Raw genomic sequence first — 18,604 nt, forward strand, 5'->3', positions numbered from 1 at the left:
CAGATCGGGGATCTAGGGAGGAAATCCATGCAACCGATGATGCGCGTCTTCGGGGCCGCGCTCGCGAGTTCTGCATTGGTTCTGGGCATGGCTCCGCTCGCCACCGCGGCGGAGCAGGGGCAGGCACAGCCGGAGTTCAAGGTCGGCGCGATCGACTGGAAGCCCTGCGAGGAGGTGCCGACGGTCGACTGCGGGTTCCTGACGCTGCCGATCGACTACGCGAAGCCGAACGGCGAGAAGTTCCAGCTCGCCGTGTCGCGGCGCAAGGCGAACGACCCGGCGCAGCGCATCGGCGCCATGGTCATCAACCCCGGTGGGCCGGGCGGTTCCGGCGTCGACTTCTCCTTCGGCGCCGACCGGTACTTCAGCAAGGAGATCGTCGACAGGTTCGACGTCATCGGGTTCGACCCGCGCGGTGTCGCACGCAGCCAGCCGATCAAGTGCTCGCTCGACCTGCTGCAGAAGTCGCCGTCGGAGTACCCGAAGTCGAAGGCCGAGTTCGACCGGCTGGTCGCGTTCAACAAGGAGCTGCGCGCGGACTGCCGCAAGCAGTCCGGTGCGATCTTCGACCACGCCTCCACCAGGGACGTGGCGCACGACATCGACTCGATCCGGCGCGCGCTGGGCGAGCAGAAGATCAACTACTACGGCGTCTCGTACGGCACGATCATGGGCCAGCACTACGCGGAGCAGTACGGCCGCAACATCCGCGCCATGATCATCGACTCGAACATGGACCACAGCCTCGGCACGTGGAAGTTCCTCGAGACCGAGGCGCGTGGCGCGGACGACATGTTCAACGAGTGGGTCAAGTGGAGCGACCGCACGCCGGCCTCGCCGTTCTACGGCAAGGACCTCCGCAAGATCTGGAAGGACCTGCTCGCCAGGGCCGACCGCGGTGAGCTCGTCGACGAGAGCGGCCGCAAGATCACCGCGGAGAACCTCGGCGCCAACGTCGTCGGCATGGGCTACGGCCCGTCGTTCAAGCCGTTCGCCGACTGGATCGCGACGCTCGTGGCCGGTGCGCCGGCGCCCGCCAAGGCCTTCGCCGCGGGGGAGACCGCGGAGAACCCGTTCGCGGGCATCTTCTGCAACGACTACAACCTGCGCGTCGGCTCGTGGGGCGAGTACCAGGCCCTCAACGCCCTGGAGAACCGCGTCGCGCCGAACACCCGTGGTTCGTCGATCGGCCACGGCGCCATGATGGGCTGCGTCGGTTTCCCGAAGGCCACCAACGCCCAGCGCCCGCTGAAGATCAAGAACGCGCCGAAGATCCTGCTCACCAACTCGCGCTACGACACGGCGACGGTGTACGAGTGGGCCGTCAACGCGCACCGGCAGTCCCGTGACACCACCGTCTTCGTCACCTACGAGGGCTGGGGCCACGGCGTCTACGACCGCAGCGAGTGCACGCTGAAGATCAACAACGAGTACCTGCTGTCGCTGAAGCTGCCGCGCAACGGCACCACCTGCGCCGCCGTCGAGCCGCCGCTCGAGCCGGCCGTGCTGTCGGCGAAGCCGAAGGTCACGGTGGGCCCGTTCTAGTCCGTCACCCGTCGTGAACCGCGCCCCCGGTGTGTACGCCGGGGGCGCGGTTCACGTCACGGGCGGGTGAGCGGGGCGGGACACGCCTCGTGACCGGACCGGCGCCGTGAGGTGACCGAACCGAAGCCGTGAACGCGGCGAAACGCGGTCGTAACACCCCCGCCCCGACAGTTCACCTCGGCGAAACGTTCTGCGCGGGCGCGTGAAACAGGCCATGCCGATGCTCCCTGCAACCGACGTGCAGTGGAGGTCGAAGTGGATACAGGGGACACCGCCTGGGTGCTCACCAGCGCCGCCCTGGTGCTGTTGATGACGCCGGGCCTCGCCTTCTTCTACGGGGGCATGGTCCGTTCGAAGAGCGTGCTCAACATGATCATGATGAGCCTCGGCGCGATGGCCGTGGTCGGTGTCCTGTGGGTGCTCTTCGGGTACTCGACGGCGTTCGGCGCGGACGTCGGCGCCGGCCTGCTGGGCAAGCCGTTCGAGTTCTTCGGCCTCGACGGGCTGCTGGGTGCGGACTCGCTCGCCGGCAAGATCCCGAGCACCGCGTTCGTGGCGTTCCAGGCCATGTTCGCGATCATCACGGTCGCCCTCATCTCCGGTGCGATCGCCGACCGCGCCCGCTTCGGCCCGTGGCTGCTGTTCGCGGGCCTGTGGGCCACCGTCGTCTACTTCCCGGTCGCGCACTGGGTCTTCGACTTCGACGGCAAGGACGCCGACGGCAACGTCATCGACCCCGGTGGCTGGATCGCCAACAAGCTGCTCGCGATCGACTTCGCCGGTGGCACCGCTGTCCACATCAACGCCGGTGCGGCGGGTCTCGCGCTCGCGATCGTCCTCGGCAAGCGCGTCGGCTGGCCGAAGGAGCCGATGAAGCCGCACAGCCTGCCGCTGGTCGTGCTCGGCGCCGGTCTGCTGTGGTTCGGCTGGTTCGGGTTCAACGCCGGTTCCGCGCTGGGCGCCAACGGCCTCGCCGGTGTCACGTTCGTCAACACGCTCGTCGCGACCTGCGCCGCCATGCTGGGCTGGCTGCTCACCGAGCGCATCCGCGACGGCAAGGCCACCACGCTCGGTGCCGCGTCGGGCATCATCGCAGGCCTGGTCGCCATCACGCCCGCCTGTTCGTCGGTCACGCCGATCGGTGCCATCGCGGTCGGTGCGATCACCGGTGTCCTGTGCGCACTGGCCGTGTCCCTGAAGTACCGCCTGGGCTTCGACGACTCGCTCGACGTCGTCGGCGTGCACCTCGTCGGTGGCCTGTCCGGCACGATCCTGATCGGCCTCTTCGCCAGCGAGGCGGCCCCGGCCAAGATCAACGGCCTGTTCTACGGCGGCGGCTTCGACCAGCTGTGGCGCCAGGCCGTCGGCGCGGTCGCGGTGCTGGGCTACTCGTTCGTGATCAGCCTGCTCCTCGGCTACCTGGTGAAGTTCACCGTCGGGTTCCGCGCCACCGAGGAGGCCGAGGTGGCGAGCATCGACGAGTCCGAGCACGCTGAGCGCGCCTACGAGTACGGCAGCCTCACCAGTGCGCGGGGAACCGGCAAGCCGAGCGTGGCCGCGGGTGCGACCGCGGTCCTCGAGGGGAGCAACAAGTCATGAAGCTGGTCACCGCGATCATCAAGCCGTTCACGCTCGACGACGTGAAGGGCGCCCTCGAACAGCTCGGGGTGCTCGGCATGACCGTCAGCGAGGTGCAGGGCTACGGCCGCCAGAAGGGCCACACCGAGGTTTACCGCGGCGCCGAGTACTCGGTGGACTTCGTGCCCAAGATCAAGATCGAGGTCGTCGTGGACGACACCGCCGTCGACAAGGTGCTGGAAGCGGTGGTCGAGGCCGCCCGCACCGGCAAGATCGGCGACGGCAAGGTCTGGGTCACCCCGGTCGACGCCGTGGTGCGGGTGCGCACCGGCGAACGCGGATCGGACGCGCTCTAAGGACTGAGGGAGACGGCCCGTGGAGAACAACGAAACGGCCGTCGTCACGGCTGACGACCTGGTGCGAGCCCGCGAGAGGCTGCTCGTGCCAGGTCGTCGTCGCTTGGCCGCCGAACCGCTGCGCGAGGCACTCGTGGACCTGCACGAGTTCTGGTTGACCAAACACGCGGGCGCAGCTGGGACATCCGGACCGGGTGTCGCGCTGGTGGCGGTCGGCGGGCTGGGGCGGCGCGAGCTCGTGCCCTACTCCGACCTGGACCTCGTGCTCGTGCACGGCGGTCTCAAGAACATCGACGAGATCGCCGAGAAGCTCTGGTACCCCCTGTGGAACTCCGGCATCGGCCTCGACCACTCCGTCCGCACGGTCGGCGAGGCACTGCGCGTGGCCGCCGGAGACCTGCGGACCGCGTTGGGGCTGCTGGACATCCGGCACGTCGCGGGCGACCAGGAGATCACCCGCAAGCTCGCCGACGGCGCGCGGCAGGCGTGGCGCGGCAACGTGCGCAACCGGCTCGACGAGATCGCCGAGTCCTCGACCAAGCGGTGGGCGCGCAGCGGCGAGATCGCGCACCGCGTGGAACCCGACCTGAAGCACGGCCGCGGCGGGCTGCGGGACATCACGATCCTCGACGCCCTGTCGGTGGCCCAGCTGGTCGACCGGCCGTCGGCCGACGTGGACGAGGCCCGCAAGCTGCTGCTGGACGTGCGCACCGAGCTCCGCAGGGTGGCGCGCAAACCCCGTGACGTGCTGCGCGCGCAGGACGGTGACGAGGTGGCCTCCGCGCTGGGGCTGGCCGACCGGTTCGCGTTGGCCCGGTCGCTCTCCTCCGCCGCGCGAACGGTCGTGTACGCGTTCGACGTGGCCACACGAACGGCCCGTGCCGCGGTTCCGAAACGGGGGCTCGGGGCGTTCCTGCGGGGCCAGCCGCCGCGCCGGCCGCTCGATGAAGGCGTTGTGCTGCACGGGTCCGAGGTGTCCCTGGCCCGTGACGCGATCCCGAGCCGTGATCCCGCGCTGTTGTTGCGCGTCGCGACGGCGGCGGCGCGCTCGAAGCACCCGATCGCGGCCGGAACGCTGACCCGGCTCGCGGACTCGGCGCCGGAGCTGCGCCAGCCGTGGCCGCGCGAGGCCCGCGAGGAGCTGCTGGCGTTGCTGGGCAGCGGCAGCGGGCTCGTGGACGTGGTGGAGGCACTGGACCGCACCGGGCTGTGGGGCCGGCTGTTCCCCGAGTGGGGTGCCGTGCGGGACCTCCCGCCGCGCGACGCCGCGCACATGTGGACCGTCGACCGGCACCTCGTGCAGACCGTCGCGCACGCCGCCCGGCTGGCGACAACGGTGTCACGGCCCGACCTGCTGCTGCTGGGCGCGTTGATCCACGACATCGGCAAGGGCCGGCAGCAGGACCACTCCGAGGTCGGCGCCGCGCTGGCCACGGCGATCGGCGAGCGGATCGGGTTGTGGCCGCAGGACGTCGCGACGCTGTCCGCCCTGGTCCGCCACCACCTGCTGCTGCCGCACACAGCGACCCGCCGCGACGTCGAGGACCCGGCGACCGTGCACCGCGTGGTCGAGACCCTCGGCGGCGACGCGGTGCTGCTGGAGCTGCTGCACGCGCTGGCGGAGGCGGACTCCCTGGCCACCGGTCCCGGCGTGTGGACGGACTGGAAGGCGTTGCTGCTGGCCGACCTGGTCGCCCGCTGCCGCACGGCCATGGCGGGGGAGGCGCTGCCCAAGCCGGAACCCCTCGACCCGGCCCACGTGGCGATGGCCGAACGCGTCGCGGCGACCGGAAAACCCGACGTGCTGCTGGAGAAGCAGGACCACGCGGCCGTCGTGACGGTGCTCGCCCCCGACCGCCCCGGCATGCTGTCGAAGGCGGCGGGCGTGCTCGCGCTGAACTCGCTGGAGGTTCACGCGGCGACCCTGCGCTCCCACGGCGGCGCGACGGTCGACGCGTTCACGGTCTCCCCGCGGTTCGGCTCACTCCCTGACGCCGCCCTGCTGCGCGAACAACTCGCCAGGGCCATCGAGGGCTCCCTGCCGCTGGCCGACAAGCTCGCCGCCAAGGAACGCGACTACGGCGGCCCGCCACTCGACCCGCCCCCCGCGCGCGTGCTGTGGTTCGACGACGAGGCCACCGGCGCGGTCGTGCTGGAGCTGCGCGCGGCCGACCGCATCGGCCTGCTGCACCGGATCGCGGGCGCCCTGGAGCAGTGCGGCGTGGACGTGCGGTGGGCGCGCGTCTCGACGCTGGGCGCCACGGTCGTCGACTCGTTCAGCATCGCCGGCTCCGACCTGGACCGGCGCCGCGTCGAACGCGCCGTGCTCGACGCGGCCAGGTAGCGGATGAGTATTCCTACGCACAACCACTCGGGGTGCTCACGCTCCTGCGGCGCTGCGGAACAGGGCAGTCTTCGTCATGTCCGGAAAGCGTCCTTCGAGGGGTGGACCGCTTCCCGGACGAGGTGGCCCGGCCGGGGCAGACCGGCGGTGGGCGTTGGCGGGGCTGGGGGAGGCCACCGCACGACCGACACCGCCGGTGGCTCCGGCCGCGGTTGCCGTTCTCCTCTCAGACGGTGCGCTTGATCACCCGGATTTTTCCGTGCATTCGGTGATGAATCGGACCAAACTGAACGAGAGGGTCGGCCCAGACGTCTTCTAGGACATGACCGCCGTGTTGAACACGCAGACCACCGCCGTCCGAGTGCAGCGCCGCTCACTCGTCGTCCTCGCCGGAATCCCCGGCGCGGGCAAGACGACGCTGCTCACCCGCCTGAAAGCGGACGAGCCGGTCACGGTGCTCGACTCGGACCAGGTCCGCACGTTCCTCGAACCCCGCATCCCGCTGCCGTACCGGTACTGGCGCGTCGTCGTCCACCTCACCCACCGCCTGCGCGTGTTCCGGGCGGCCCTCTTCAGCCCGGGCCTGCTGGTCGTCCACGAGCCGTCCACCCGCCCCGGCACCCGTTCCATGCTGGTGCTGGCCGGCCTGCTCTCCGGCCGCGCCCGCCACTTCCTGTGGCTCGACGCCACCGCCGCCCAGGCCCTGGACGGCCAGATCGCGCGCCGCCGCATCGTGCGCACCCACGCGTTCGAACGGCACGTGCGCCGCGGCGTGGAGATGCGCGAGCGCTTCGAGTCGGGCTGGGTGCCGTTCGGGTTCCGGTCGGTGACGCTGCTGACCCGCGCGGGCACGTCCGGCGGCCTGCGGATCACCGTGGGCTGATCCTGCGTCTGGCCTCCGCGATGAGGTCATCGGGGTCTCCGGTGACGGCCGAACCCGTCATCGGGTGGGTGCGGCCGTCGGCGATGTCCCAGAACCTGACCGTGCGGTCGGACGAGCCGGTGACGATCACGTCATCGGGCAGCCACAACGCTGCTGTCACCGCGGAGCTGTGCCCGATCAACGCCGTCCGCTGACCGCCCGTGGTGGTGTCCCACAGGCGAGCGGTGTGGTCGTCGGACGCAGTGAGAAGAGAACCGCCGTCCGGAGACCATGCCACGACGTTGATCTGATCGCGGTGTCCACGCAGCTCGGACTCCTCGCTCAGCTCATCTGTGAGACGCAGGACGAGGATGGTTGCGTCCGCACATCCGACCGACAGGAGCTCTCCACCCGGATGCCAGTCGAGGCAGGTGAACCGTTTGTTGGTCCTGAAACTGCACAGTGTGCGGTCCAGGGTGTTGATGGTGATCAGGTTCTCCGAGTCCGCGACTGCGAGAACGTTCCGGGATGGATGCCAGCGGACTGCTCTGAGCGATCCCGCGTGGTCCCTCCAGTTCGTCGGCACGATCAGTTCTCCGGTGCGACCGTAGATCCTGGGCACACCCGTGTAGCTGAGCGATGCCACCGCCAGCAGCGAGCCGTCTGCCGACCAGTGGACGTCGAGTGCGGGGTCGGCTTGTCCGGTGAGCTGCGTCACCATGCGGAAGTTCTTGTCGTAGACGAGCACATCGCCGCGGGAGGCTCCGACCGCGAGCTGCTCACCGTCCGGTGTCCAGGCCAACGCCTCCGGTGCCGGGTACTGGATGAACCTGATGTCGCGCCGGCTCACCTCCGACGTCCAGCGTGACGGAGCCCGGTCGTCGTGGAGGTTCGCGGACATACCGACCGACAGTTCGAGGTCGAGAGGATTCCAAGCCAGCGCGCGAACCGGTTCGCGCGCGCTGAACCACCGGTAGTCCGGTTCCGAACCGATCTTCCAGGTTCGCTCGACGCCGTCGGCTGACACCGTCGCCAGACGATCTCCCCGGTGCGACCACGCGATGGCTCGCACGGCGTGCTGGTGGACGTGCAGCCGCAACACCTCCTCCCCGGTCACCGCGTCCCAGACCCGCAGCACGCCGTCGACGGCCCCGGTGGCCAGTCGCGTCCCATCCGGCGACCACGCCACCGCCTCGACTGCCCCGGTGTGCCCGAGCAGGTGGCGTTCTGCGTCCATGCGGTGCAGCCCGGCGCTGCCGTTTTCACTCCCACTCGCGAGCACCTCGTTGTCCGACGGGTGGAACCGCACCGAGTGGACAACCGAACCCGTCGCGATGTGTCTGTGCTCTGAGGAAACCGGGCCGTTCGCCGTGCTCGCGACAACGATGCCGCCATCACCCCGTGCGACCGCGACCCATCTGCCGTCGCTTGAGATGTCGGCGTCCCACAACGCCGATGGCTGCACGGCGGTGTTCGGCGTCCGGAACTGCCACATCGCGTCGGGGAGTTCCTCGAAGAGATCCCAGACCCGGACCACTCCGTTCGCACAAGCGACCAGGAGAAACCTGCCTTCGGCGTTGAAGCGCACGGAAACCGGCCTGCCCTGCAACGGCAGTTCCCGGAGTTCCCGCTTCTCGCTCACCGACCACAGACGGAGAACCTCATCGGTCCCGGCCGACGCGATGATGTCGCCGGTGACCGACCATGCGATCGACCGGACGTCCGCTGTGCCGATTCCGTGGGAGAGGGTCCACCGAGGTTCATCTCGGTCCGCGTTGCGGACGTTGATCTTTCCGTCGGAGGAGCCGGTCGCCACCATGGTGTCGTCGGGTGACCAAGCCACGTTCGCAATGCCCCCACCGGGGCTGGGCGTCGACCGCAGTAGCGGTGTGGATGACAACGCTTCCAGAAGCGCCTGTTTCCACTTGGCCACATCAGGCGCGAGCCACAGAATTCGGGCTGAGGTGTCGTCACCGGCGAGTGACCGCAACACCTCCTCGGGATCCAGCAGACGTTTGCGCTTCACGACCTCATCGAGCCGTTGCTGCAGTGACAGCTCGACCAACTGCCGGGCGTCCTCCGACAGACCGGACGCAGCCACTGCTTCAGCGAACTGCCTGCGAGACTCGCGGAACGATCTGTTCTCGGCGACGGGCCACAGCGCCGCAAGCAGGGAAGTGAGCCGAGAGGGCGCTATGAGCTGGTCGGGGTGTCGTGTCCAGTCTGCGGCAATGCCCTCCAGTTCTCGGCGGGCGAGCAGCGCTGCTTGGTCGCGTTGCAAACTCTCCCGCAACCGCGGCCAATGCTCGAACAGGCTTTCGTGTGCAACCTCAACGGCGTCCTGACCGCAGTGTGCCCAGCCGTCTTCGCCCACCGCGCTCAGCCGGACGGTGGTGAGGACGCGGTTCGCGATGAACGAGTCGAGCAGCTGTCGTTCCGACGGGCTCAGTCCGCGCAGCGCGACCGGGCGTCTCGTGAACCTGCCGGATGCGTCGACGGTGGCCAGCCGGTGGAGTGTCCGCAGCACCTCGAGCTCGGCCTCTCGGGGATCAGGCCATGACCCGTCGCCGTCGCGAACGAGGTCACGAGCCATCGCGAACGCTTCTTCGGCTTGCCGCCGGAGGATGTCCATGACTCGGCCCGACGCCAGGTACTCGGCGCGGGTGATCGCTCGCGGCGGCTGGGTGCCATCCGGGTTGACGTGCCACCACAAGTTCTCCAACGCAAACGCAAGGAGTGGTAGCGAGCCGCGGCTGGTGTCCGCCAAGATCGAGCCGAGTGCCTCCTCGTCGACGTGCCAGCCGCGTGAGCGCAGAGGCCCGTTCACGACGAGCGGCAGGTCGGCGCTGGTGAGTTGGTTGACCAAGAAGTTGTCGCGCAGCAGAGGTGTGAACTCCTCGTGCTGCATCAGCGCGTCGAGGAAGTCCGCCCGCACGGTGTACACGACCCACGCTGTGGTGCGACTTGCCTCAATCAAGGCCTTGACCAGCGCGGACGGCTCAGGAGCCAGATGTCCGTCCTCGGCTCCGAGCAACAGTTCCTCGGCCTGGTCGAGCACTACGACGTGGTGTTCGGCATGGCTGCCGGCAGTGATGATGTCGATTGCGTCCCGAGCAGGTGTGAGGGGGCCCGTGATCGTTCGCCCGTGCTTCCTCAGCAGCGGAATCAAACCCGCACGGACCAGCGAGGACTTTCCGGCGCCTGACGGTCCGATGACCGCTATCGCGCCAGACGTACGCCGTCCGAGTAGAGGCTCGGCAAGCCGCCGTACATCGTCATCACGGCCGAAGAACAGCGACGCCTGGTGTTCGTCGAACGCCTTCAAACCAGGAAACGGTGATGAAGGGCCCGCCGCCGTGCTCACACCCGCCCGCGAGAGAGTGCCGAGCAGTATGTCCGCAGCCGCCGCCAACGAAGCCGGATCAGACGCGTCCACGCTTTGCGCTTGCAGGTCGTTGAGGAGCACGCGGCCTTGAGTGCGTGCGCTGAAGAACTCGATGCACGGCGACTCGGGCTTGCGTTCGCGGAAGACCGACACCTCCCAGATGCACCATTCGGAGGCGGAGCCGGGCGACGTGACCACGATCAACGCCTCCGCGCCGAGCAGCTCACGGCGCAGGCTGTCCTTCCACGGCAACGACACCGTCGGGCCTGATCCGGGTGCCGTGTAGGCGTGCACGTCCTCGTAGCCGGCGGCCAGGAGCGCTTCACGCAGGTAGAGCGCGATGGTGTCGCCCTCGTCGTGGCCGTGGTAGCTGACGAAGATGCGCCCCATGCGCTGAATCCTGCAGCAATCGACGCAGATGGGGAGCCTGCCCTCGGGTGACGGGACGGCCAGCTAGTCTGGGAGGCGTGTTCTCGACGCTTTCCGACCGGCTGACCACGGTCCTCCAGGGCCTTCGCGGCAAGGGCAAGCTCAGCGACGCCGACATCGACGCCACCGCGCGTGAGATCCGGGTCGCGCTGCTCGAGGCCGACGTCGCGCTGCCCGTGGTGCGCGGCTTCATCGCCAAGGTGAAGGAACGCGCCAAGGGTGCGGAGGTGCACCAGGCGCTCAACCCGGCGCAGCAGGTCGTGAAGATCGTCAACGAGGAGCTCGTCAACGTCCTCGGCGGTGAGACGCGCCGGCTCAACCTCGCGAAGAACCCGCCGTCGGTGATCATGCTGGCGGGTCTGCAGGGTGCCGGCAAGACGACGCTCGCGGGCAAGCTCGCCAAGTGGCTGAAGGGGCAGGGGCACACGCCGCTGCTCGTCGCGGCCGACCTGCAGCGCCCGAACGCGGTCACGCAGCTGCAGGTCGTCGGTGAGCGCGCGGGCGTGCCCGTGTTCGCACCCGAGCCCGGCAACGGCGTGGGCGACCCGGTCTCGGTGTCGCGCCGCGGCATCGAGGAAGCGAAGGCGAAGCAGCACGACATCGTGCTCGTCGACACGGCCGGCCGGCTCGGTGTCGACGAGGAGATGATGAAGCAGGCCGTCGACATCCGGGCGGCCGTCAACCCGGACGAGGTCCTGTTCGTCGTCGACGCGATGGTCGGCCAGGACGCGATCAACACGGCCACGGCGTTCCGCGACGGCGTCGGCTTCACCGGTGTCGTGCTCACCAAGCTCGACGGTGACGCCCGCGGTGGTGCCGCGCTCTCGGTCCGCGAGGTGACCGGCCAGCCGATCCTCTTCGCGTCCAACGGTGAGAAGCTCGAGGACTTCGACGTCTTCCACCCGGACCGGATGGCGTCGCGCATCCTCGGCATGGGTGACGTGCTCACCCTCATCGAGCAGGCCGAGCAGCACTTCGACCAGGAGCAGGCCGAGAAGGCCGCGCAGAAGCTGCACTCCGGCCAGTTGACGCTGGAGGACTTCCTGGAGCAGATGCTCGCGATCCGCAAGATGGGCCCGATCGCGAACCTGCTCGGCATGCTCCCCGGCGCCGGTCAGATGAAGGACCAGCTGGGGATGCTGGACGAGAAGCACCTCGACCGCATCCAGGCGATCATCCGCGGCATGACCCCGGCGGAGCGGGACGACCCGAAGATCATCAACGGCTCCCGCCGGCTGCGCATCGCGAACGGCTCCGGCGTCAAGGTCAGCGACGTCAACGACCTGGTCAACCGCTTCTTCGAGGCCCGCAAGATGATGGCCTCCATGGCCGGCCGGATGGGCTTCGGCGGCGGTGGCGGCAAGAAGGGCAAGGGCAAGAAGGGGAAGAAGGGCAAGGGCCGCGGCCCGACGCCCCCCAAGATCAAGGGCGGCTTCCCCGGGATGATGCCCGGCATGGGCGGCCTCCCCGGCATGGGCCAGCTCCCCGGCATGCCTCCCGGCGGCCTCCCCGACCTCGGCGGCAGCCTGAACGAGCTCCCGCCCGGCTTCGACCCGTCGAAGTTCAAGTTCGACGGCGACGACAAAAAGAAGAAGTGACCATGCACCTGCGCGGCGTCGTCCTGCCGGACGGCGAGCCGCGAGACCTGTGGGTGGTCAACGGCCGCGTGCGCACCCGGCCCGTTCCGGGTGCGCAGACCGTGGTCGACGGCGGTTTCCTGGTACCGGGCCTGGTCGACGCGCACTGCCACGTGGGCCTCGGCCCGCAGGGTGGCGTCGAACTGCCCGAGGCCGTCGACCAGGCGCTGACCGACCGCGCCGCGGGCACGTTGCTGATCCGCGACTGCGGGTCGCCGGTCGACACGACGCCGTTGCAGGAGCGCCTCGACCTGCCCCGGATCATCCGCGCGGGCCGGCACATCGCCAAGCCGAAGCGGTACCTGCCGCACATCGGCGTGGAGATCGAGACCGACCTCGCCTCCGCCGTGGCCGAGCAGGCCGCGCAGGGCGACGGCTGGGTGAAGCTCGTCGGCGACTGGATCGACCGCGGCGTCGGCGACCTCGCCCCGCTGTGGACGGACGACGAGCTGGCGCAGGCGATCAAGGTCGCTCACGACGCCGGCGCCAAGGTCACCGCGCACGTGTTCGGCGAGGACGCGCTGCCCGGCCTGATCGGCGCCGGGATCGACTGCATCGAGCACGGCACCGGCCTCACCGACGACACCATCGCGATGATGGCCGAACGGGGCACCGCGCTGGTGCCCACGTTGATCAACATCGAGACCTTCCCCGGCATCGCGGACAAGGCGGGCAAGTACCCGGCCTACGCCAGCCACATGCGCGACCTGCACGCCCGCGTCGCCACCACGGTGGCGAAGGCGGTCGAGGCGGGCGTCCCCGTCTACGCGGGCACCGACGCCGGCGGTGGCATCCAGCACGGCCGCATCGTCGACGAGATCGCCGCGCTGCACCGCGTGGGCATGAGCGCCGCCGACGCCATCGGTGCCGCGTCGTGGAACGCCCGCGAGTGGCTGGGCTTCCCGTCGCTGACCGAGGGCGCGGCCGCGGACATCGTGGTGTACGACGAGGACCCGCGCACGAACCTCGACGTCCTGCGGTCACCGCGCCTGGTCATGCTGCGGGGCCGGGTCTACTGAGCCCGGGCGAGCGCACCGACCTGGTACGAGCCGCCCTTCCGCTGCGTGATGACGGCCATCCGGTTGGCCGCGTTGATGAGCCCCACCAGGCACACCAGCGCGGCCACCTGCTCGTCGTCGTAGTGCTTGCGCACGTTCTCCCAGGTCTCGTCGCTGACACCGTCCCTGGTGAGCAGCGTGCCCTCCTCGGCGAACGCCAGCGCGGCCTGCTCGGCCTCGGTGAACACGGTGGTCTCGCGCCACCCGGCCACCAGGTGCAGCCGCAGCGGGTCCTCACCGGCGGCGACGGCTTCCTTGACGTGCATGTCGAGGCAGAAGCCGCAGCCGTTGAGCTGGCTCGCCCGCAGGCTGACCAGCTCGGCCGTGAGCGTCGGCAGCGACGTGCCGTGCACCGCTTGGCCGAGGCCCGCGAACCGCTTGGCGATCTTGGCGCCGGTCTCGGTGGCGAAGAGGTCGAAGCGGGGTTCCATGGTGTTCCTCCCTCGTGGGTCTTGCTCGGTGCCCACAGGACGCCGCCGCTCCAGACCGTGTGACAGGCCGCCGTTGTGACCCGTGCCACTGTCACAGGACCCGATCGGGTGGCGTCTGGTGGGGAGGCCACGTTCAAGGGGGACACCGATGCCGGACACCGCGACGGACACCTTCGTCAGCCACCGCAACCTGCTCTTCACGATCGCCTACGAGATGCTCGGCTCCGCCGCCGACGCCGAGGACGTGCTGCAGGAGACGTGGCTGAAGTGGTCCGGCGTCGACCACGGCACCGTCGAGAACCACCGCGCCTACCTGGTCCGCATCGTGACCCGCCACTCCCTCGACCGCCTGCGCACCCTCGGCCGCCGCAAGGAGACCTACGTCGGCTCGTGGCTGCCGGAACCCCTGCTCACCACCCCGGACGTCGCCGAGGACGTCGAGCTCGCCGACAGCGTCTCGATGGCCGTGCTGCTCGTCCTGGAGACCCTGACCCCGACCGAACGCGCCGTCTTCGTCCTGCGCGAGGTCTTCGACCTGGACTACGACGAGATCGCCGCCGCCGTCGACAAGACCCCGGCCGCGGTCCGCCAGATCGCCCACCGCGCCCGCTCCCACGTCGCTGCCCGCCGCCCGCGCGAGGTCGTCACCCAGGCGGCCACCCGTGCCGCGCTGGCCGCGTTCCAGCGCGCCACCGAGACCGGTGACCTGCAGGGACTCCTCGACCTGCTCGCGCCGGACGTCGTGTTCCTCGGCGACGGCGGCGGCGTCAAGCAAGCCGTCCCCCGTCCGGTCGTCGGCGCCGCGAAGGTCGCCCGCATGCTGCTCGGCGGCCTCACCAGGGTGGCCGGCTGGTCCATGGAACCCGCGCAGGTCAACGGCTACCCGGCGCTCGTGCTCAAGTTCGCCGGCGAGCTCGACACGGTCATCGCGCTGCGCATCGACGACGGGCGGATCAGCGGGCTCTACGCGGTGCGCAACCCGGCGAAGCTCTCGCACATGGAACGGGAGAACCCGCTGGCCCGCTGACCGCGGCGCGGAGGTTTGGACCCCTCTCCGCCCGCCGATTCGACTACGAGGAGAAGGACACCCGCCAAGGCCCCGATCTGACCATCTTTTGGCCAGGCGCTTGGCCGGGTTCCACCGGTGCAGCACGCTAACCCCGGATTCGGGGCCGCTGATCGCTGTCCCCACTCCACTCGTATCGCGAGGCACCGGTCCCGCACCGGTGTCTCAGCAGCCGTCGATCGCGAGGTGAGCCGATGAGTGCGCCACACACCACGCCGCACGCAGTACAGCCGCTGGCAGCCGCGGCGTGACTAAATTGCAGAGCGTGAACGAGCAGGAGTCCCCCAAGCGCACCTTCCTCCAGAGCGTGCGCGACGTCAGCCGCAACCCGGAGCCGGAGCGGGTCGGCCAGCGCTGGGGTTTCGGTGCGTTCCTCCTGGTGGAGGCCGTCTTCATCCTGTCGGCCGTGTTCATCACCGCGGTCGGCAGCAGCGTCGGCGCGACCCTGGAGAACTCGACGTCGCTGGTGCTGATCGGGTCGCTGGTGCCGATCCTGCTCGCCGCCACCCTGGCCGTGGTGATCACCTACGTGCGCGGCAACGGGCCCGTGGTCGACCTCAGGCTGAGCATGACGAAAGAGGACGTGGCGATCGGCCTGAAGATCGGTGTCGCCGGTTTCGTCCTCACCTACGTCGCCGCCACCGCGTGGGCCAAGATCGTCGGCGAGGGCAACGCGACCAGCGCCATCGCCGAGCTCTTCAGCCAGGCGAACCTGCCGCTCGCGGCCGCGATCACGATGTTCCTCTACATGAGCTTCATCGGGCCGATCTGCGAGGAGATCATCTTCCGCGGGCTGCTGTGGGGTGCCGTCGAGCGCCAGGGGTGGAGCCGGTGGGCCGCGTTCGTGCTGACCACCGTGATCTTCGCGGTCAGCCACCTGGAGCCGCAACGGACGTGGCTGCTGCTGGTGATCGCCATCCCGATCGGGGTGGCCCGGTTGATCACCCGCAGGCTCGGGGCGAGCATCGTTGCGCACGTGATGAACAACTTCCTCCCCGGTCTGTCCCTCCTGCTGCTCTCGGTCGGTGTCATCTGATGGACCTCAACAGCGACCTCGGCGAGGGCTTCGGCATCTGGCAGCTGGGCGACGACACGGCGCTGCTGGGCGTCATCACCAGCGCGAACGTCGCCTGCGGCTTCCACGCGGGCGACCCGTCGACCATGCGCCGGGTGTGCGAGCAGGCCGCGCGCAACGGCGTCCGGGTCGGCGCCCAGGTGTCCTACCGCGACCTCGCGGGCTTCGGCCGCAGGTTCATCGACGCCGACCCGGCCGAGCTGGCCGACGAGGTGCTCTACCAGATCGGCGCGCTCGACGCGTGCGCGCGAGCGGCGGGCACCGAGGTCGTCTACGTGAAGCCGCACGGCGCGCTCTACAACGCGACGGTGCACCACGAGAGGCAGGCGCAAGCCGTGGTCGACGGCATCAAGGCGTTCAAGGACCTGCCCGTCCTCGGCCTCCCGGGCTCGCAGCTGCTCACGAAGGCCGAGGCCGCCGGCCTGCGCGCGGTGCAGGAAGCCTTCGCCGACCGCGGCTACACCCCGCAGGGCACGCTGGTGCCGCGCTCGGAGCCGAACGCCCTGCTCACGGACACCGAACAGGTCGTGGAACGGGCCAAGCGCCTGCTCGACGGCGAGATCGTCGCCGTCGACGGCACGGTGCTCAAGACGCGGGCCGAGTCGTTGTGCGTGCACGGCGACACGCCGGGTGCCGTGCACCACGCGCAGGCGGTGCGAGAGGCGCTGGGAACGGTCGCCGCGTTCGCCTAGACCGCCCCGATTCGGGTTCGGCGGCTCCCCTCTGGCACAATTGACCGCTGTCCGCCGCGGTCGGCCCCTCTGCCCGGGCCGCGGCTGTGCGAACCACCAACACAGAGTTCGAGGAGTACCAGGCCCGTGGCCGTCAAGATCAAGCTTCAGCGTCTCGGCAAGATCCGCCAGCCGTACTACCGCATCGTGGTCGCCGACGCGCGCACCCGCCGCGACGGCAAGGCGATCGAGACGATCGGCAAGTACCACCCGAAGGAAGAGCCGTCGTTCATCGCGGTCGACTCCGAGCGCGCGCAGTACTGGCTGGGTGTCGGCGCGCAGCCGACCGAGTCGGTTCAGCGCCTGCTGGAGATCACCGGTGACTGGCAGAAGTTCAAGGGCCTGCCGGGCACCGAGGGCACCCTGAAGGTCAAGGAGCCGAAGCCGTCGAAGGCCGACCTGTTCGCCGCCGCGCTCGCCGCCGCGAACGAGGAGCCGATGACCGAGGCCACCACGCCGAAGGCGAAGAAGGCCAAGAAGGCCGACGAGGCCCCCAAGGCTGACGCCGAGGCCACCAAGGACGAGGCGTGAGTTTGTTGGCTGACGCCCTCGAACACCTCGTTCGCGGCATCGTCGACCACCCGGACGACGTCCGGGTGAACCTCGTCACGACCCGCCGCGGCCGCACCCTCGAGGTCCACGTCCACCCGGACGACCTCGGCAAGGTGATCGGTCGCGGCGGTCGCACCGCGACGGCTCTGCGCACCGTGATGGCCGGCATCGGCGGTCGTGGTGTGCGGGTCGACGTCGTCGACACCGACCGCTGAACGAACTTCAAGGGCAAATGGACGTTGTTGTCGGCCGTGTGGCCAAGGCGCACGGGATCACCGGCGAGCTCGCCGTTGACGTGCGCACTGATTCACCCGAACTGCGGTTCGCGCTCGGAGCCACGCTCCAGGCCAAGCTGCGTGACGGCACGTCCCGAAGCCTCACCGTGTCAGCCGCCCGGCCTCATGCCGGGCGGCTGCTCGTGCGTTTCGCCGAGGTCGTCACCCGCGACGTCGCCGAGGCGTTGCGCGGCACGTTGCTGCTGGGCAGCACCGACGACCTGCCGCCGAACGACGACCCCGACGAGTTCTACGACCACGAGCTCGAAGGGCTCGCGGCGGAGCTCGTCGACGGCACGAAGCTCGGCACGGTCAAGGAGGTCCTGCACGGACCCGGCGGTGAGCTGCTCGTCGTGCTCCGCGACAGCGGTGAGGCGCTGATCCCGTTCGTGCGCGAGATCGTGCCGACCGTGGACGTGCGCGGTGGCCGTGTCGTGATCGACCCGCCAGAGGGCCTGCTCGATGCAGATTGACGTCGTCACGATCTTCCCGGAGTACCTGGCGCCGCTGCGTGCCGCGTTGCTCGGGAAGGCGATCGACAAGGGCCTGATCAGCGTCGGCGTGCACGACCTGCGCGACTGGACCCAGGACGTGCACAAGGCTGTCGACGACAGCCCGTACGGCGGTGGGCCCGGCATGGTCATGAAGCCGGACATCTGGGGCCACGCGCTCGATGACGTGTGCACGGACTCCACGCGCCTCATCGTCCCGACGCCGGCCGGACGCCCGTTCACGCAGGCGCTCGCCCACGAGTACGCGGGCGAATCGCACCTCGTGTTCGCGTGCGGCCGTTACGAAGGCATCGACCAGCGTGTCGTCGATGACGCCGCACGGCGCGTGCGCGTCGATGAGGTGTCCATCGGGGACTACGTGCTGGTGGGCGGTGAGGTGGCGGTGCTCGCGATCGTGGAAGCGGTCGCACGGCTGCTGCCCGGCGTGCTCGGCAACCCGAAGTCGCACGCCGAGGACTCGTTCCAGGACGGCCTGCTGGAGGGCCCGAGCTACACGCGGCCCGAGGTGTGGCGCGAGCTGGCGGTACCGGACGTGCTGCGCTCCGGCAACCACCGGCTGATCCACCGCTGGCGGCGTGACCAATCGCTCGCCAGGACCCTCGAAAGGCGTCCTGACCTGCTGGAGGCGTTGCCGGCGGACGCGTTCGACAAGCACGACCGGGCCCTGCTCGCACGCCTGCGCGAGGGCGGGGAGTAGCCCGATTTCGTCCCGGAGTGCCTGGTCTGGCACACTGGACCAGTTGCCGCAGCCGGTGTCACATCGGCGTG

The 18,604-nt window shown here is 69.7% G+C and carries 16 protein-coding genes; 14 read left to right on the forward strand and 2 right to left on the reverse strand.

Features of this window, described 5'->3' with window-relative positions; genetic code table 11:
- Positions 1-27 precede the first annotated feature (27 nt).
- The 5 genes from ACZ7CD_RS10280 (at position 28) to ACZ7CD_RS10300 (ending at position 6,706) form a co-directional block, all read left to right on the forward strand.
- Entirely contained in the window at positions 28-1,545 is a 1,518-nt protein-coding gene (locus tag ACZ7CD_RS10280) for an alpha/beta fold hydrolase (RefSeq protein WP_458430607.1), read from the forward strand.
- Positions 1,546-1,800: 255 nt separating this feature from the next.
- Positions 1,801-3,144, forward strand: coding sequence for an ammonium transporter (locus tag ACZ7CD_RS10285; protein WP_360391018.1), 1,344 nt, complete (start codon positions 1,801-1,803; stop codon positions 3,142-3,144).
- Positions 3,141-3,479: a P-II family nitrogen regulator gene (locus ACZ7CD_RS10290; RefSeq protein WP_360391016.1), complete on the forward strand. Its 339-nt coding sequence runs from the start codon at positions 3,141-3,143 to the stop codon at positions 3,477-3,479. Before ACZ7CD_RS10285 ends, ACZ7CD_RS10290 begins: the two co-directional genes overlap by 4 nt.
- A gap of 19 nt (positions 3,480-3,498) precedes the next feature.
- The gene (locus tag ACZ7CD_RS10295) at positions 3,499-5,823 is read left to right on the forward strand and encodes a [protein-PII] uridylyltransferase (protein ID WP_470370779.1); all 2,325 of its coding nucleotides are present in this window, start codon (positions 3,499-3,501) and stop codon (positions 5,821-5,823) included.
- 322 nt (positions 5,824-6,145) lie between these two features.
- Positions 6,146-6,706, forward strand: coding sequence for an AAA family ATPase (locus tag ACZ7CD_RS10300; RefSeq protein WP_360391011.1), 561 nt, complete (start codon positions 6,146-6,148; stop codon positions 6,704-6,706).
- Here ACZ7CD_RS10300 and ACZ7CD_RS10305 read toward each other — a convergent pair.
- Positions 6,693-10,460: an nSTAND1 domain-containing NTPase gene (locus ACZ7CD_RS10305; RefSeq protein ID WP_470378769.1), complete on the reverse strand. Its 3,768-nt coding sequence runs from the start codon at positions 10,458-10,460 to the stop codon at positions 6,693-6,695. The genes ACZ7CD_RS10300 and ACZ7CD_RS10305 overlap by 14 nt on opposite strands.
- Positions 10,461-10,537: 77 nt before the next feature.
- Here ACZ7CD_RS10305 and ffh point away from each other — a divergent pair, with 77 nt between their 5' ends.
- Together ffh and ACZ7CD_RS10315 are read left to right on the forward strand one after the other, a co-directional pair.
- A complete protein-coding gene (ffh, locus tag ACZ7CD_RS10310) occupies positions 10,538-12,097 on the forward strand; it encodes a signal recognition particle protein (RefSeq protein ID WP_360391006.1) in 1,560 nt (519 codons plus the stop codon).
- Between the two features lie 2 nt (positions 12,098-12,099).
- Entirely contained in the window at positions 12,100-13,155 is a 1,056-nt protein-coding gene (locus ACZ7CD_RS10315) for an amidohydrolase family protein (protein ID WP_360391003.1), read from the forward strand.
- Here the strand turns inward: ACZ7CD_RS10315 and ACZ7CD_RS10320 are convergent.
- Positions 13,149-13,625, reverse strand: a complete 477-nt coding sequence (locus tag ACZ7CD_RS10320) for a carboxymuconolactone decarboxylase family protein (protein ID WP_360391000.1) — start codon at positions 13,623-13,625, stop codon at positions 13,149-13,151. The genes ACZ7CD_RS10315 and ACZ7CD_RS10320 overlap by 7 nt on opposite strands.
- A gap of 148 nt (positions 13,626-13,773) precedes the next feature.
- On the opposite strand from ACZ7CD_RS10320, the gene ACZ7CD_RS10325 reads away from it, so the two are divergent.
- The 7 genes from ACZ7CD_RS10325 (at position 13,774) to trmD (ending at position 18,533) form a co-directional block, all read left to right on the forward strand.
- Positions 13,774-14,652, forward strand: a complete 879-nt coding sequence (locus ACZ7CD_RS10325) for an RNA polymerase sigma-70 factor (RefSeq protein WP_470378770.1) — start codon at positions 13,774-13,776, stop codon at positions 14,650-14,652.
- 304 nt (positions 14,653-14,956) lie between these two features.
- Positions 14,957-15,727, forward strand: a complete 771-nt coding sequence (locus tag ACZ7CD_RS10330) for a type II CAAX endopeptidase family protein (RefSeq protein ID WP_360390996.1) — start codon at positions 14,957-14,959, stop codon at positions 15,725-15,727.
- Positions 15,727-16,458: a LamB/YcsF family protein gene (locus ACZ7CD_RS10335; protein WP_360390993.1), complete on the forward strand. Its 732-nt coding sequence runs from the start codon at positions 15,727-15,729 to the stop codon at positions 16,456-16,458. The genes ACZ7CD_RS10330 and ACZ7CD_RS10335 overlap by 1 nt, the downstream gene beginning before the upstream one ends.
- Before the next feature lie 126 nt (positions 16,459-16,584).
- Positions 16,585-17,028: a 30S ribosomal protein S16 gene (gene rpsP / locus ACZ7CD_RS10340; RefSeq protein ID WP_360390990.1), complete on the forward strand. Its 444-nt coding sequence runs from the start codon at positions 16,585-16,587 to the stop codon at positions 17,026-17,028.
- Complete coding sequence (locus ACZ7CD_RS10345; protein ID WP_030468017.1) at positions 17,025-17,264, forward strand: RNA-binding protein; 240 nt, start codon at positions 17,025-17,027, stop codon at positions 17,262-17,264. Before rpsP ends, ACZ7CD_RS10345 begins: the two co-directional genes overlap by 4 nt.
- A gap of 17 nt (positions 17,265-17,281) precedes the next feature.
- Positions 17,282-17,797, forward strand: a complete 516-nt coding sequence (rimM, locus tag ACZ7CD_RS10350) for a ribosome maturation factor RimM (protein ID WP_360390988.1) — start codon at positions 17,282-17,284, stop codon at positions 17,795-17,797.
- Positions 17,787-18,533, forward strand: coding sequence for a tRNA (guanosine(37)-N1)-methyltransferase TrmD (gene trmD, locus ACZ7CD_RS10355; RefSeq protein ID WP_458430611.1), 747 nt, complete (start codon positions 17,787-17,789; stop codon positions 18,531-18,533). Before rimM ends, trmD begins: the two co-directional genes overlap by 11 nt.
- The last annotated feature ends 71 nt before the right edge of the window (positions 18,534-18,604 follow it).

The sequence above is a fragment of the Lentzea sp. NPDC036949 genome, from assembly GCF_055608075.1.

Excerpts from the sequence above, each read along its gene's own strand:
- rimM (WP_360390988.1), top strand. The coding sequence starts at position 17,282 with ATGGACGTTGTTGTCGGCCGTGTGGCCAAGGCGCACGGGATCACCGGC.
- ACZ7CD_RS10305 (WP_470378769.1), bottom strand. The coding sequence starts at position 10,460 with ATGGGGCGCATCTTCGTCAGCTACCACGGCCACGACGAGGGCGACACC.
- ACZ7CD_RS10325 (WP_470378770.1), top strand. The coding sequence starts at position 13,774 with ATGCCGGACACCGCGACGGACACCTTCGTCAGCCACCGCAACCTGCTC.
- ACZ7CD_RS10320 (WP_360391000.1), bottom strand. The coding sequence starts at position 13,625 with ATGGAACCCCGCTTCGACCTCTTCGCCACCGAGACCGGCGCCAAGATC.
- ACZ7CD_RS10335 (WP_360390993.1), top strand. The coding sequence starts at position 15,727 with ATGGACCTCAACAGCGACCTCGGCGAGGGCTTCGGCATCTGGCAGCTG.
- ACZ7CD_RS10290 (WP_360391016.1), top strand. The coding sequence starts at position 3,141 with ATGAAGCTGGTCACCGCGATCATCAAGCCGTTCACGCTCGACGACGTG.
- ACZ7CD_RS10280 (WP_458430607.1), top strand. The coding sequence starts at position 28 with ATGCAACCGATGATGCGCGTCTTCGGGGCCGCGCTCGCGAGTTCTGCA.
- ACZ7CD_RS10300 (WP_360391011.1), top strand. The coding sequence starts at position 6,146 with ATGACCGCCGTGTTGAACACGCAGACCACCGCCGTCCGAGTGCAGCGC.
- ACZ7CD_RS10315 (WP_360391003.1), top strand. The coding sequence starts at position 12,100 with ATGCACCTGCGCGGCGTCGTCCTGCCGGACGGCGAGCCGCGAGACCTG.
- trmD (WP_458430611.1), top strand. The coding sequence starts at position 17,787 with ATGCAGATTGACGTCGTCACGATCTTCCCGGAGTACCTGGCGCCGCTG.